General features: G+C 49.7%; 10 protein-coding genes. 5 read left to right on the plus strand and 5 right to left on the minus strand.

Going from position 1 to position 14979, the window contains the following annotated elements:
* The first annotated feature begins 9 nt into the window (after positions 1-9).
* The 4 genes from B0B12_RS04050 (at position 10) to B0B12_RS04065 (ending at position 4113) form a co-directional block, all read left to right on the plus strand.
* Complete coding sequence (locus B0B12_RS04050; protein WP_076666188.1) at positions 10-384, plus strand: Crp/Fnr family transcriptional regulator; 375 nt, start codon at positions 10-12, stop codon at positions 382-384.
* A gap of 112 nt (positions 385-496) precedes the next feature.
* Entirely contained in the window at positions 497-1831 is a 1335-nt protein-coding gene (locus B0B12_RS04055; RefSeq protein ID WP_076666189.1) for a DUF2254 domain-containing protein, read from the plus strand.
* A 54-nt stretch (positions 1832-1885) separates the two neighbouring features.
* The gene (locus tag B0B12_RS04060; protein WP_076666190.1) at positions 1886-3274 is read left to right on the plus strand and encodes a TIGR00341 family protein; all 1389 of its coding nucleotides are present in this window, start codon (positions 1886-1888) and stop codon (positions 3272-3274) included.
* An 8-nt stretch (positions 3275-3282) separates the two neighbouring features.
* Complete coding sequence (locus B0B12_RS04065) at positions 3283-4113, plus strand: ion transporter (protein ID WP_076666191.1); 831 nt, start codon at positions 3283-3285, stop codon at positions 4111-4113.
* Between the two features lie 18 nt (positions 4114-4131).
* Here B0B12_RS04065 and alr read toward each other — a convergent pair whose 3' ends face one another.
* From alr to B0B12_RS04080, 3 genes are all read right to left on the minus strand, one after another.
* Positions 4132-5283, minus strand: a complete 1152-nt coding sequence (gene alr / locus B0B12_RS04070) for an alanine racemase (RefSeq protein WP_076666192.1) — start codon at positions 5281-5283, stop codon at positions 4132-4134.
* 7 nt (positions 5284-5290) lie between these two features.
* Positions 5291-6463 (minus strand): amidohydrolase, encoded by a 1173-nt coding sequence (locus B0B12_RS04075; RefSeq protein WP_076666193.1) that lies wholly within the window; start codon positions 6461-6463, stop codon positions 5291-5293.
* 132 nt (positions 6464-6595) lie between these two features.
* Positions 6596-10558: a PAS domain-containing hybrid sensor histidine kinase/response regulator gene (locus tag B0B12_RS04080; RefSeq protein WP_076666194.1), complete on the minus strand. Its 3963-nt coding sequence runs from the start codon at positions 10556-10558 to the stop codon at positions 6596-6598.
* Positions 10559-11381: 823 nt separating this feature from the next.
* Between B0B12_RS04080 and B0B12_RS04085 the strand changes: the two genes are divergently transcribed.
* Positions 11382-12479: a sensor histidine kinase gene (locus B0B12_RS04085; protein WP_076666195.1), complete on the plus strand. Its 1098-nt coding sequence runs from the start codon at positions 11382-11384 to the stop codon at positions 12477-12479.
* Positions 12480-12541: 62 nt separating this feature from the next.
* On the opposite strand, the gene B0B12_RS04090 is transcribed toward B0B12_RS04085, so the two are convergent.
* Together B0B12_RS04090 and B0B12_RS04095 are read right to left on the minus strand one after the other, a co-directional pair.
* Complete coding sequence (locus B0B12_RS04090; RefSeq protein ID WP_076666196.1) at positions 12542-13900, minus strand: sigma-54-dependent transcriptional regulator; 1359 nt, start codon at positions 13898-13900, stop codon at positions 12542-12544.
* A 209-nt stretch (positions 13901-14109) separates the two neighbouring features.
* Positions 14110-14952 carry a DUF1206 domain-containing protein gene (locus B0B12_RS04095; protein ID WP_076666197.1) on the minus strand — a complete coding sequence of 281 codons (843 nt, stop codon included), beginning with the start codon at positions 14950-14952 and terminating at the stop codon, positions 14110-14112.
* Between the last annotated feature and the right edge of the window lie 27 nt (positions 14953-14979).

Raw genomic sequence — 14979 nt, forward strand, 5'->3', positions numbered from 1 at the left:
GAAAGCGGTATGGCGTTACGGGCTTTTATAGACAAGGGGGTGATTGCAGGGGAGTTGGAAGCCCTGGAGTTTGGTAATAGCATCTTCAGGCAAGGAGAAGCGGTTACCTGCTTCTATCTGATCACGAAAGGCCGCGTGGCACTGATAGACCATACCACAGGTATAAGCGAGCAGTTGGTTGCCCCACCGGATTTTCTGCTTGGCGCCACCGACCTGCTGCATGCCACTTACAGCTTCACCGCCTATACCTTGGAGCACACCGAACTGATCCGGATAAAGAAAGACGCGATTCAGGAAGCTGTGAACAAAGACCCGCTGCTTCGGCTATACCTGCTCAAAATGATGAGCTGGGAAGCCAGCCTCACCAAAATGGCATTCGAGTAAATTAACCCTTTTTATGTGCAAGAGCCGGTAGTAGAATGCTGCCGGCTTTTTGCTTTACAACCTATACCTGTCGCTGGTAGTAAAAAGTAGAAATTCTATCCAGCCATTATTTATGAAGAGGATCATAGGCAGGCTAAAGCTTGTTGCGCAGTTCATCTATACCAGCATTGGCTTTTACCCGACCTTGCTCTCTTTGCTCTTTTTCGGAATAGCAGTACTGATGATCTATTTCGAAACCAGGGGTATTAGTAAATCCCTTGAAGACGAACTGCCTTTCTTCATTATCAGCCATGGCGAAACTGCCAACATGATCCTGAGCTCTATCGCTACGGGCATTTTTTCGCTGATCGCCTTCGGTTTTACCATGGTGATGCTGGTGCTCAACCAGGCCAGTGCCAACTTCTCTCCCCGGGTTATTCCGGGACTTATCACTTCTAAGTCAAACCAGAAAGTACTGGGTCTATTTCTCGGGACGCTCATCTATACCTTGGTGGTGATGGTAAACGTTCGCTCGGAGCACTACGACACTGACCTGCCGGGGCTTGCCGTGTTCCTGGCCATGTGCTTCACCATACTTTGCCTGGCTTTCTTTGTGTATTTTATTCATTCCATTTCAACTGCTATTCAAATTGGCAGCATCCTGGAGGACACCTACAAGCTGACTCTTGACAAGCTGCGCAGGGAACTGGCACAAGACGAGGGAAAAGAACTTCAGGCCATCTTCAAAACCGGTAGCTGGCAGCTACTTGACAGTAGCAGGAGTGGCTATTTGCAAAAAATCGACAGGAATGCCGTGATTGAGCTTTGCAGAGAGCAAGATGTGGTATTGGAGTTTTTGCAGCCACTCGGTCACTTTGTGATAAAAGGACTGCCATTTGCCAGAGTGTCCGGCCAGTTGAAGGATGAAGAGGCTTTTTGCAACGAACTCGACACGCAGTTGAGTTTTTATCAGGAAGAACTGGCGGATGTAAATTACCTCTACGGATTTAAGCAGATCACCGAGAGTGCTGTGAAGGCGCTTAGTCCCAGCATCAACGACCCGGGCACTGCCATAAAAGCAATCGATTACCTCACCGACCTTTTGATTGTCCGGATGCCCCTCACCGATGAGAAAATATTTCACGACAAGGAGCATGTACTTCGTCTGCGTCTGGATGAAGTGAGCTATCAGGATCTGCTCAGTTTGTGTTTGGGACCTATTCGCGTCTATGGCAGAGAAGACCCGGTTATTTTGATGCGGCTGCTGAACCTGGTTAAAAATTTGTTCCTGGCTGCAAAATCCTATCCCAACAGGCAAAGTTCGATTACAAAGGAAGCTCAACTGATCGTAGCAGATGCAGATGATTTTGTAAAGAACGAGGGAGACCGGCAGAAGATTAACCAAATGCTAGACTCCCTGAATGACACCTGCGGGCTTGACCAAACACTACCGAAGCTCCAGGCATAGTTGGGTACTTAACCGAGAAAAGGTTATTTTTACAGGAATTGCAATTTCCTGTTTATGATTTTTGATACAATCAAGCGGTCCCTGGGCAGTGTGCTCAACATCATCCACGAGACCGATGAGCCCGGCACCATCCGCGAAATTTACGATAAGATTCCGGTGCGCGGCAACAACACCTGGATGCTGATCTGCTCGGCCATGCTGGCTTCCATCGGATTGGATACCGGCTCAGGCGCCGTCATAATCGGGGCCATGCTTATCTCACCGCTTATGTCGCCTATACTCGGGGTGGGGCTGTCTGTTGGCATCAACGACCGCGAAATGCTCTCGGCTTCGGTCAAGAATCTGTCTATTGCCGCTGCCGCCGGCCTCATCGTGAGCACGCTTTACTTCATGATCACGCCACTGGGAGAGCCTACCAACGAGCTGCTGGCCCGCACCAAACCCACCTTGCTGGATGTGATGGTGGCCTTTTTTGGAGGCGTGGCAGGCATTGTCTCTATTTCGAGGTCCGATAAATCGAACGCTATACCTGGCGTGGCCATTGCCACCGCCCTGATGCCGCCGCTGTGTACAGCAGGCTACGGGCTGGCGCTGGGCCGTTTTGACTTCTTCTTCGGGGGCTTTTACCTGTTCTTCATCAACGCCGTCTTCATCAGCCTGGCAACCTTCCTGATCGTAAAGTACCTCAAGTTCGACACCAAGCACTACGTGGACAAAGCCACTGAGCGTCGCGTGGCCCGTATCATGGCAGTGATGCTGTTCATTGTGGTATCGCCCAGTGCCTATTTTCTCTACAACATTTACCAGGGCGTTCAGACCAAAAAGAAGATCGAAAACCTGGTCGTGCGCGATTTCGCAAACCGGAACAACGAGATCATCAAATGGGAAGTGATCGATACGGACACGCTCAGCACAATCAAAATTTACAGCGTAGGAAATCCGGTGAACGACACCCTCGTGGCACACTACAACACACTGCTGACCAACAATTCGCTTCCGCAACACAAAGTCAAACTGGTGCAGCTCGATGTATCGGCAGAGGACGTACGCCGTATGGCTTCTGATCTTACAAACAACCTGACGCAGGACTTTCTGAGGACAATTGAGATCCAGAAACTGCAAAACCAACGGGCCGACAGCCTGATGCGACTGGCCAATACTTTCACTCCGGTCAGTGCCACCCGCGAACTCAAGCTCATCTTCCCGGAGATAGACAAGGTGGAGCTTGGGGAAATCGTGTCGGTGACGGAGAACAAGGCAGCGCTCGACACGGTCATGCTGGTGATGATCGAGTGGAAGAAACCGCAGGCTGCCAATCCGGCCAAAAGCACGAAGGCTGTATTTGTGGATCCGGCCAAGATTAAAGATTACGAGCAACGTATAAAGCAGTACATGGCCAGTCGCTTCCGCCGTGATTCAGTGAGAGTTTCATCTTCACTCTAAAGCGCAGTATGGCAAGTCAGCGAAACGACTCATTGAAACACAAGCTCTACAGCATCATTTTTGAAGCTGAAACACCTTCGGGCAGGACTTTCGACATCATCCTGCTGATCATGATCGTGGCCAGTGTCGTGGTGGTGTCGCTGGAGAGCGTTGTTTCTTTGCGAAGAGAATACCTGCACGTGTTTCAGGCACTTGAGTGGACTTTTACTATCCTTTTTACGATCGAGTATTTTCTCCGCATTTACAGCTCGGAAAGGCCCCTTCGGTATATCTTCTCCTTTTTTGGGATCATCGACTTCCTGGCCATCATACCTACGTACATGAGTCTGTTTGTTATTGGCTCACAATACCTGCTGGTGATCAGGGTGTTCCGGTTGCTTCGGGTAGCCCGTATTTTCAGGCTGACCAACTTTGTGAATGAGGGACAGGTGCTCACTAAAGCCCTTCGTGCCAGCCTGACTAAAATCTCGGTTTTTCTGGGGGTGGTACTGATGTTGGTGGTCGTAATGGGTGCGTTAATGTATGTGGTGGAAGGACGCGCCAGTGGCTTTACGAGTATACCCATGAGCATTTATTGGGCCATCGTGACACTTACAACGGTGGGTTTTGGCGACATTACACCAGCTACGCCCTTGGGTAAGTTATTAGCCAGTTGCCTCATGATCATGGGCTATGGCATCATTGCAGTGCCCACCGGCATTGTTTCCGTGGAGTTGTCAAGGGCTGACAAGCTGGATGCTACGTCACGCGTCTGCCCGAATTGCCACAAAGAAGGGCACAGTTCCGACGCCAGATACTGCGACAACTGTGGCTTTCCATTGAGAAGGCTAGCAGAGTGATCGATTCAGGTATAGCAATCAGTCCACGATATAGCGGGGAATATTCATCGGGAGCCTGGTCAGCAGTTCGTAGTTTAATTGTGTGCTGAGCTCTGCGAATGAGGCTACGGTGATATGTTCGTTACCCTGTTTGCCAAGTAGCACCACTTCGTCTTTGAGCGTCACACCCGGTATACCTGTCACGTCTACCATCAGCACATTCATGTTCACGATGCCCACCACCGGCGCTCTGTGGGACCTGACCAATACCTCGCCCTGGTTGCTCAGGCTACGGCTATACCCCCAGGCATACCCCACAGGTATAGCGGCGACCAGCATGTCACTACTGGCCTGAAAACTCTTGCCATACCCTATAAATTCGCCTGCAGGTATGTGCTTCAGGCTCATCACATGGCTCTTCCAATTGATCAGCCGCCTCAATGGATCTGTGCGATCGGTACTGGTACCCATATAACGCTGGTAGATTTCCGGGCTTGACCAGAAGCCATACTGCATGATGCCCACCCGCACCATATCCAGGTGGGTTTCAGGGTATGCCATTACGGCTGCAGAGCATGCCGTATGTAGCGTCTTGATCTGGAGCCCTTTCTGCTTCAGCGTGCGCACGGCCAGATGGTATTGCTTCAATTGCGCCGTCACCCGGTCATGATTTTCGCTGCTCTCGGCACCCGCAAAGTGCGTGGAAACACCCACTACTTCAAATGCGTCAGGTTGTTTCAGAATCAGATCAGCTGCTCTTTCTACTTCGCGTGTTTCCAATCCGAGGCGATTCATCCCTGTCTCTAAATCCAGGTGAATGCGGGCCGGTTTCTGCAAACGACGTGCTGCTCTACCTGCTGCTTCAAGCCTGTCAATCGAAAAAACATAAAACTCAATGTCGTTGGCGATGGCCCAGGCTAGTTCCTCATCATCAATATAACCCATGATAAGGATGGTGGCCTTGTGTGGCAGCACCTGATGCAGGCGGTAGGCTTCGTCGGCGCTGAAAACCGAGAAATGATCGACACCACAGGTATAGGCTAGCTCCCCGAACTCCTCTACGCCGTGCCCGTACGCATTGCCCTTGATCACCGATGAGAAACGGGTGCCAGGTCTTAGTTGTGCTTTAATAAAGCTAACATTATGCGCTAAAGCTGAACGGCTTATTTCGATAAAGGAACTATAAAACATGAAATGATTATGGAGTTAAAATAGATTCCGCGATGCGGTAAAATAAAGTGGCACCGACAGGTATAAGCTCATCCGGGAAGTCATAATCGGCATGATGCAGCTGTGGTTGGTTTATACCGGAACCTAGGCCGAAAAGGGCACCGCTATACCTGTTTGTGAAGTGGCCGAAGTCCTCTGACCAGCGTACCGGCCGCTCTGCCTCTTTCACGTCCATGCGCAGATACTGTGCTGCGCTTTGCACCAGTTCTACAGCATCCGTACTATTGCGAGTGGCAGGAAATTCTTCCACCCATATAACCGCACACTTTAACCCGTACTTGACCGAAACCAACTTAACTGCTTCTAAGGCAAGCGATTTTAACTTATCCAAATCTTCCTGCTCAAAAGCCCGAAGGGTAGCCATCACTGTTGCAAAACCTGGGTTAGTGCCAAAGGCGACTTCGCCCAGACGAGCATGTACGACTGTAAGCAGCGTCAGATCCTGAAATTGCTGAGGCTCCCGCACCAGCGCATTAAGCGCCTGTATCAGTTCGCTCATACCTTCGCCGGGGTTCAGCCCGTTCTCCGGCTCAGCCGCATGCGATTCCTTTCCATGCAATTTCACCTGAAGACCCACTGAAGCAGCAGCAAATATGCCGGAGCGCACCAGCACTTGTCCCATAGGCAGGCCCGGCATGTTGTGCAGCGCAAAAACGTAGTCAGGTGCTATTCTCTGAAATGCAGTTGTATGGAGAACATCCCAGGCACCAGCGCCCGTTTCCTCTGCCGGCTGGAAAAGCAGCACAACACGACCACGTGTTAGTGGCTGCTGTTGCAGCAGACTGGCAAGCCCGGTCAGAGTCGCCATATGTCCGTCGTGCCCGCACTTGTGGCTGACACCTTTCTGAGTAGAGGTATAAGGCAATTCGTTTTGCTCTAGAGTCGGAAGCGCATCCAGTTCCGCTCGAAACAGCACGGTGGGCCCCTCATGCGTTACTTTGCCATGGAAGACGGCCGCGAAGCCAGTGCCGCCTAAGTCCTTTATAATTTCATCAGGCTGATAACGCTCCAAAAAATTTTGAAGGGTATGGCTTGTCTGGTATTCGAGTCCGGAAAGCTCGGGATGTTGATGCAAGTGGTGGCGCAGCGCGGTGATTTTTGTCAGGTCAGGTATAGCAGCAGGTGATAGGGTAGGGGACATAGACGGATCAGGTATGGCAGTTAGTATGGTTTACGGGTATACGACAATATAATTTACAAAAAAACCTGTCCCGCTTCACCATCTGGCTAGCGGGACAGGTTTTTTATTTGTAAAAAGTATAGTTAAAACTTCTTAGGAGGTGATTTCCATTCTGATCTCATCCACCACCTGTAGCAGCACCTGCCCAAGCTTATGTACCCCTTCGCGCACTTCAGGCAGGTTGGTTTCCTGTTTTGCATTTGACTCCACAAAGCGCACCACTTCTTTCAGAGACTCGATCTTCATGGTGTCGATCGTGGACTTTACCTTGTGTGCCAGCGCACCCACCATTTTCCAGTCTTCCAACTCCTGGGACTTTTGCATCTCATGCACAGTAACAGGTATGGTGTCTGCAAAAAGCTGGCGGGCCCGGTTCATGAACGCCTCATTGTTATGCGACATCTTCTGAATGATCTCCATGCTGTATAGCGGTGCTGTCTGTATTTTCATTTCCTCTAAAGGCTGTACCAGATCAGTGTCCTTAGTCTCCGGTTCATTCAGCTTGGCAGGCACCAGGCTGGCTATTTTGGAAAACAGCACTTCTGCTTCAAAAGGCTTCGACAGGTAATCGTTCATTCCTACGCTCAGGTATTTCTCGGCATCACCCTTCAGCGCATTAGCGGTTAGTGCGATGATCGGAACGCTTGCCTTTCGCGGGTCGCTCATGGCCCTGATTTGCATGGTGGCGTCTATACCACTGAGCTCTGGCATCTGGATGTCCATCAGCACGATATCGTAGTCGGATTGTCTAACCATCTCCACAGCTTCAAGGCCATTGTAGGCTACGTCTAATCTAAAGCCCCATTCCTCCATAATCGACTGCGCGAGGAAAACGTTTACCTCATTGTCCTCTGCCAGCAACACCTTCACGGCTCCTAAACTGCTGTAGTCGATTTCAGCGGCTTCCACGTTTGGCAGCTGCTCGACCTCACTCTTCGGATAGGTAATCATGAAGCGGAAAATACTGCCTCCTGCCGGGTTGTCCTCCACCCAAATTTCACCGCCCTGACGCTCTACCAGATTTTTGCAGATGCTGAGCCCCAAGCCGGTGCCCCCATACTTTCGGGTGATACTGGAATAGGCTTGCGTGAAGCCTTCAAAAATCAGGTCCTTTTTAACAGCTGGCACGCCTATACCTGTGTCCACGATCGAAAACTCGATGGTGATGGTAGAAGTTGTTTCTTCCAGGGTCGTGGCATGCAGGGTAACGCTTCCTTCCTCTGTAAACTTAATGGCATTGTTGAGGAGGTTGAGCAGAATCTGGTTCAAACGGTATGGATCGCCCTGCAGCAGCATGGGCGGCAGCTCGAGTGTGCCGAGCCGAAGGGCAATCTCTTTTTCTTCCGCCTTGTATTTCAAGGCCTGGTAAGCAGCCTGCACCGTGTCTTCAATCCGGAAAGGTATAAACTCGAGTTCCAGTTTGCCGGCCTCTATCTTGGCCACGTCCAGAATATCGTTGATGACCACCAGCAGGTTGTCAGCTGACTGATTGATGATTTTCAGATAATTAAGCTGGGTTTCATCCAATTGGGTTTTGTGCAGCAGGCCACTCATACCTAGAATACCGTTGAGCGGTGTCCGGATCTCGTGGCTCATGTTGGCCAGGAAGTTCTCTTTCACACGGGCCGATTCTTCAGCAGCTTCCTTGGCACTCTTCAGTTCACGCTCGGTCTGGATGCGATCGGTCACATCCTGAGCGAAACCAATCACATAAGGCTCTTCACCATCTTCGGTCACCTTGTAGTTTTGGTAACTGAGGAAGCGCTCCTCCTTGTCTTTTCGCATCACACTCATCACACCTTTTACCACTGTCTGGTCCTCGAACTGATTCAGGTATTCCGGGAAGTTCTGGCGATGCATTAACGGGAAGAAATGCTTCATCTCCTTGCCAATGATCTCCTCTTCCTTGTAGCCCAGCATTTCAACCAGGTAAGGGTTGACGGACAGAATGACGCCTTGCAAATTGTGCGTGCACATGTAGGCCTGGCTGTATTTGATCAGGTCGCGGTACTTTTTCTCGCTCTTCCTTAGGGCTTCCTCTGCCAGACGACGCTCCGTGATATCGCGCGATGAGGACTGAAACTTGATCACCTGACCCTCACTGTCTGTGATGGCCTTGATGCTGGTTTCCACCCAGATAAAGTCACCGTCGCGGTGGGTGAGGCGATGCTGCACCGTGATGTTGCTCTTTTGTTTCATCGCAACCAACTGGCCCATGGACTGAACTTTTTGCAAATCCTCATGGTGCACAATAGTGGTGGCCGAGACACCGATCAGTTCGGAAGGCTCATAGCCTAGCATTTCTTCAATGGCATTCGACACGTAGAGGTAGTTGCCATCTGCGTCGTACAGACAAACCAGATCGCGTGAGTTCTCTGAAAGTAGCCTGTGCAGTTCCTCGCTCTCCTCCAGTCTCTTATTCGCGTTGTACTGCTCGGTGATGTTGGCAGAGATACCAAGCACATGCACCTCCCCATCTTTTGTGATGAGGGGCTTTTTAATGGTATTAAACCATTCCACGCGGCCATCCGGCAGCGTAAAATTTTCCTGCAAGCGCAATTCCTGGCCTGTTTCGATCACCAGCTGGTCTATACGGTTAAAATGCTGCAGTTCTTGGTCTACACTGTGCAGATCGCGGTTATTTTGCTCAATTATATCTTCAGGCGTAAGTCCAAACAAAGCAGCAAACTCCTGGTTCGCCAGCTTGAAATTGCCTTCTCCATCCTTTACATAGATCAGCGAAGGGCTGGTGTTGAGTACCAGTCGAATGAAGTCATTTTTCTCTTTTACCTCAAGAGCAGCCATGCGCTCTTCTGTTACATCGCGAACAATGGTGAGAACCTGCTCGTCATTGTACTTCACAATACGCCCTTCGTAGTAGCGATCGTTTAGCTCGTAATCGATTGACTGCATCTGGCCAGTTGCCAGCACAACCTGTATAAGGTCAAAGGCTTTCTGACTCAGGGAGGCCGGGAGCATGTCGAAAAGCGTTTTGCCAATCACTTCTGAAGGCTGAACCTGATTGTCCTGCACGTGCTCGTTATGCATTTCCAGGTATACACCATGCTTATCAATGATGAACATCTGATCCGGTATGGCATCCAGAATAGCCCTTATTTTGGCCTCGCTGTTTCGAATCTCCTGCTGTGCGTTATGCAGGTCGGTGATATTGAGCCCATGCCCGATAACGAGTCTCACTTCGCCCTGCTCGTCCAACACCGGATTTAGTTTACGGATGTGGTAACTTGCATTGCCCTGCTTGTCCACCAGCTTTTCCTCAAATGACACCTGGCGGCGCTCATCCATCACTTTGTGCAAGTGCTTGCCCCGGTTCTCGATGCGGTGAAGCGGCACGTTCCGGTAGGCGCAGTACTCTTCGTTAGTTTTATTGATGATCCATTCACGCAAATGCGGATCGGAAACAGCGGCAGGGTTCACGAAAATATAGCGCAGCTTATTGTCGTACACGGCCACGTCCGAGGGCAGGTTGTTCAGGATGGCCTCGTAGAATTCCTTCTGCTCGGCGAGCTCCCGGTTTTTATGTCGCAGCTTGGTAACGTCCTCGGCCGAACCGATGATCTGACTTACTTTGCCATCGGCATTGCGTCTGAAAACAGCTTCTCTGCAAAACAGGATTCTGGTTGAACCGTCGCTGGCCCGTACACTATAAGTAATTTTGCGCACCTCGCCATCCTGTGCATTCAGCATACCAGAAGAATGCTGCAGCAGAAGGGGCTTGTCAGCATCCAGCACCACCGACATAAAGAAATGCCCGTTCATCGAATCCAATTCCTGCTGCGAGTAGCCAAGGATTGATTTAATGCAATTGTTCAGGTAGATACTTTTGTCCTGATCCAGGTCGTAGATGTAGACGATGCTGGGCACCATGTGCATGACGTCTTGCACCAGCTCTGCCGATGTTTCAGACTGGTTTTTACGGAGCTCCTCTAGTTCGCAGGCAAGTGTTATGGCTTTTTGTTCGGCTTCTTGCCGTGCCTCCCTTTCTTTTTCGAGCTCCCTTTGCATTTCCTGCAGCTCGTACGAAGATTCCATCATGCAATCACTAAAATCCGGATAAACAATGCGGCGGATTTTACCGCAAATTATCGCTTTTCCGTGATGTAACAATCGATGTACGAGGATAATTTAATGCAATACCGAAATATTTTATGTGACAGTTCTATAACACGTTCTTATAAGTCAATGCCAGTCCGTTAAAAAGGTATGCCAAAGTCCTAACATTAAACCGCTATTAAAATAGTAACTTTCAGATATTACACCTGATGTTATAGTGTAATGTATAAGCTAGTGGTACGAGTGAGCCCTATAGAGAAGTACTACTTTAGCAACAGGGTTGACTATCCCACCCATTAATTACCATTCAAATACAACATAACAACCCAATAACAGCACGACCTATGTCTGCTCGAGCTATTATCTGCTATATATAATTAAAATTAGAATGCACCTTCCTTTGCCGGAGTATCCCATATGTATATCCTATACCTTAAAACTGATTGCCTGCTTTTGATAGATTAAGTAAGCTGGTAATGGAAATCAGAGGTGAATAGTCCGACATGCAAATCAAAGTCATAACATTAGATGTTAGCAGCTATATAAATCCCAAAACTTGACACACCCAAGGTATAGTCTAGTTAGGAATCCAATACCTATCAGCTTTTGGATATCGAAGTAGACATCTTCCAATCGAGAGGTGTCATTGCTAGTCATCAGGGTTCGCGAATTGGAACCTGTTCTGCCCTAAAACTGCTTTCAGCTAAAAAAAATAGGGACTTAACAAGCAAATGACGACGATTACCGCTTGCAGCCGTACATTTAAATACGACCCCATGTAATTACTGCAGCTATAAAATATCCAATGGATATAAAGAAAGAATTAGAACTGTATCAGTTCGAAAAACTTAACCAGACGCTTTTTCTCAATCATCCGGATGCCATCTATCTCCTGGATCTGGAAGGAAATTTTATGATGGTGAACGAAGAAGTATGCCGGATTTCTGGCTATGACCGGGAAACCCTGATTGGGCAAAGCTTTGAGCCACTAATTGAGGAAAGCATGAAGGCTTTTACGAAGGAGCGCTTTCTCGAAACTATGCAGGACAGGCCACAACGCTACGAAACTGCCATTGTCACCAAAAACGGGGTCCGGTACCTCGACATCACCAACTTCCCGCTCAAAAACGAAAACCGCATCCTGGCCGTTTTCGGCATCGCCAAAGATATTACCGAAAAGAAACAGAAGGAGATTGAGCTCGAGCAATACGCCGCTCTGCTGCAGGTACACAACGACGAGCTGGAGATATTCCGGAAGATATTGGCCCACGACATGCGAAAACCAGTTGCCAATGCACTAGGTTTTGCCAGACTCCTGCAGGGCAGTCTTTCCGACCAGAAAGAACATGAAGTAAAGCGCTACCTGTTGCACACCGTCGAGTCTGTGGACGCGATGCTGCGCGACCTCAACGAACTGATCGCGCTGCAGTCGACGGGCAAAGAGAGCAAAGAGGAAATAGATGTGAACAAAACGCTCCGACGCATCGTCAACTTTTTCAAGGAAGAGATCAGGCAATCGGGTGCGGTGGTAGAGCTAGAAATTCCGGAAAATACCCGGTTTCTAGCCATCAAAGCCTACTTCAACAGCATCGTCCGTAACCTGATCTCCAACGCGCTGAAATACCGCAGCCCAAACCGACCGCCCCTCGTAAAGGTATACACTTTGCTGCGCGTTGAACAACTGACGATTCAGGTATGGGACAATGGCATTGGAATGGACCTGCCGCGCATTGGCAAGGATTTGTTTCAGATGCACCGCCGTTTCGCGCCCAAAGTGGCAGAAGGCAATGGTCTGGGCCTTTACATCGTGAACCAGCAGGTCAGGCTGATGGGCGGGCAGATAAAAGTCGAAAGTGAAGTCGACAAGGGCTCTTTGTTTACCATCATGCTTCCTGCCAATTAAATCCGCCTATACCTGTGCTCATCTACGCTCCGCCAGGTTCGTTTATCCCTTAAAGCTATACCTTATTTAACCGTGAGTTCCTGACTCTGGATCATGCGGTAAATGGTCGATTTCCCGATATCAAGTTTATCGGCCACCAGCAGCACATTGTAGTCATACCTGTCCAGGAAGCGTTGGATAATGGCAGTTGTGTATTCTTTTAAACTGCGCTCTTCGGCCAGGAAATCCTTTTCGGTGTGACTGGCGGAGAAATTGATGTCCTGCTCCCGTATCGTGTCATCATCTGCCAGCACGGTTGCCAGTTCTACCAGGGCCTTCAGCTCACGCACGTTTCCTGGGAAGGCGTAGGAGAGGAGTTTCTGCTGCGCCTCAGACGACAGGTGTTTACGACCAAGCCCGTTTTCTTTGGAGAAGGCATCAATAAAGAACTTTGCCAGCACGAGAATGTCACTGCCTCTTTCGCGCAAAGGCGGTAGTTGGATGGGCAGACCCAACAGGCGGTAGTACAAGTCTTCTCTGAACCGGCCTTTCTTTACTTCTTCCGCCAGGTTTTTGTGAGTAGCGACAATGATGCGCACATCCACTGGCACGACGGTGTTGCCACCCACACGCGTAATCTCCTTTTCCTGCAGTACGCGTAGTAGTTTGGACTGCAAGCTAAGTTCCAGCTCACCAATCTCGTCCAGAAAAATGGTCCCTTTATTGGCTTCTTCGAACTTGCCCAGGCGGCGTGACACAGCTCCGGTAAAGGCCCCTTTTTCATGGCCAAACAGTTCACTTTCGATCAGTTCGCGGGGTATAGCAGCCACGTTTACAGCCACATAAGGAGCCTTTTTGCGTGTGCTGTTATAATGTATCGCCTTAGCTACCAGCTCTTTTCCGGTTCCTGTTTCGCCATGCACAGATACGGTGATGTTGGTCTTCGTCGCTTTATCCATCAGGTTAAACACCTTTTTGATGGCGTCGCTATTCCCGATGATTACTTTCCCGAAGTCGTATTTCTGGCCGATCTCTTCCTTCAGGTGGTCGATCTCCTCGCGCAGCGACACATTTTCCCTGATCTTGTTGATCGTGTTCCAAAGCCTTTCAGGAGTATCCTCGTCTTTTACAATGTAGTCATAAGCGCCCAGTTTGAGCAGGTCCACCGCAGTGGCCACGTCTTCCTGTCCTGATATTACCACCACCTGTACATCCGGGTTCTGTTCTTTGATGCGCTTGAGCACCTCCGAGCCGTTTTTGTCGGGCAACGAATAGTCGAGTGTCACCACATTGGGGCGCAGGTGCATGTTGGCAAGGCAGTCGCTGGCTGAGTGAAACTTACGGATCTCGTAGTCCGGGTTCAGCGAGAGGTGGTATTCGAGCAGTTCGCTATACCAGATGTCATCATCCAGTATAAATATTTTAAAAGAACCGTTTGTCATCAGGAGGTCAGGTAAATGCAATTTGAGGTCAAATATAACTGAAATGTTATATCCTGATAACAGTTTACGGCTCAATTTTGGTTTAACCGCATGGCTTAATTAACATTTCAAAAGAATGTTATAATATGACTCGGTTCAGTACTTTCTACTAAGTAATTATACCTGTTTTCTCTTATGTAACAGGTATAGCTGCTTGTTTGCTGACCCTATCACTTTGTATTGATCACCTCGCACTTGGCCCGGACAAACATGAAAACGCCGTAGCAGATGAGTCCCAAGGCTAATATGCCCAGCAGGAAAGAGCCATAGGAAGAACTCTCCACAAACTGAAAGGCTTGCGAACTACTACCTGCCTCACGGAAATTTGAGTTCAGCGCGGCACGCAGGAGCAGATAGCCAATGATCAGCCAAACGAAACCCCGGGCGATGTAACCAACCAGTCCGGCACGCACAAGCGAGGTCCGGAGTTCCGGCTTCAGCTGTTGTGACTGCACTTTGCTCATGTACTTGCCGGAATAGGCGCGGTAAAACTGGTATATCCCCATCACCATGGTGCCGATGGCCACTGCTCCGAGCAGCCATTGTCCAAATGGTTGGGACAGCAACTCACGGGCCAGCGTCTGCCGGGAATCGGAGCCGCTGCCACCGCCACCATTGCCGAGCAGCAACTGCGCCGCCGTAAAGGCGAGGGCCCCGTACACGGCTCCACTAAAAGCGTAACTGATGCGCTTTCCGATGCCCTTTGCATCGGTGCCTTTGTCTTCTGTGTCGCCGAAGGCCTGGATGAAGCGCCACAAGGTATAGCACAACATGCCAACCGTCACAATGGCCAGCAGCACTTTGCCATAAGGTTGCTCCAGGATGAACTGAAAGACTCCTGTCTTACCGGCTTCTTCAGCTGTTTGTCCACCCAGTTCGAAGGCCGCCATAAAGGCGAGTGCCCCAACCAGGCAATAAACGATTCCTTTTGCGATGAGGCCGACGCGGGCAAATCGCACGACCCATTCCGGTCGGGGAGAAGGTATACGGGAAGGTGAAATCGATATATCCATATGTTAAGTATCTGACTTTCCCATACA

Origin of the sequence: Pontibacter indicus, assembly GCF_900156345.1 — a bacterium.
GTDB classification, from domain to species: Bacteria; Bacteroidota; Bacteroidia; order Cytophagales; family Hymenobacteraceae; genus Pontibacter; species Pontibacter indicus.

What these genes read in the sequence shown, in the direction of transcription:
- B0B12_RS04090 (WP_076666196.1), bottom strand. Translation starts at nt 13,900, where the DNA reads ATGACAAACGGTTCTTTTAAAATATTTATACTGGATGATGACATCTGG.
- alr (WP_076666192.1), bottom strand. Translation starts at nt 5,283, where the DNA reads ATGTTTTATAGTTCCTTTATCGAAATAAGCCGTTCAGCTTTAGCGCAT.
- B0B12_RS04075 (WP_076666193.1), bottom strand. Translation starts at nt 6,463, where the DNA reads ATGTCCCCTACCCTATCACCTGCTGCTATACCTGACCTGACAAAAATC.
- B0B12_RS04085 (WP_076666195.1), top strand. Translation starts at nt 11,382, where the DNA reads ATGGATATAAAGAAAGAATTAGAACTGTATCAGTTCGAAAAACTTAAC.
- B0B12_RS04095 (WP_076666197.1), bottom strand. Translation starts at nt 14,952, where the DNA reads ATGGATATATCGATTTCACCTTCCCGTATACCTTCTCCCCGACCGGAA.
- B0B12_RS04080 (WP_076666194.1), bottom strand. Translation starts at nt 10,558, where the DNA reads ATGATGGAATCTTCGTACGAGCTGCAGGAAATGCAAAGGGAGCTCGAA.
- B0B12_RS04050 (WP_076666188.1), top strand. Translation starts at nt 10, where the DNA reads ATGGCGTTACGGGCTTTTATAGACAAGGGGGTGATTGCAGGGGAGTTG.
- B0B12_RS04055 (WP_076666189.1), top strand. Translation starts at nt 497, where the DNA reads ATGAAGAGGATCATAGGCAGGCTAAAGCTTGTTGCGCAGTTCATCTAT.
- B0B12_RS04065 (WP_076666191.1), top strand. Translation starts at nt 3,283, where the DNA reads ATGGCAAGTCAGCGAAACGACTCATTGAAACACAAGCTCTACAGCATC.
- B0B12_RS04060 (WP_076666190.1), top strand. Translation starts at nt 1,886, where the DNA reads ATGATTTTTGATACAATCAAGCGGTCCCTGGGCAGTGTGCTCAACATC.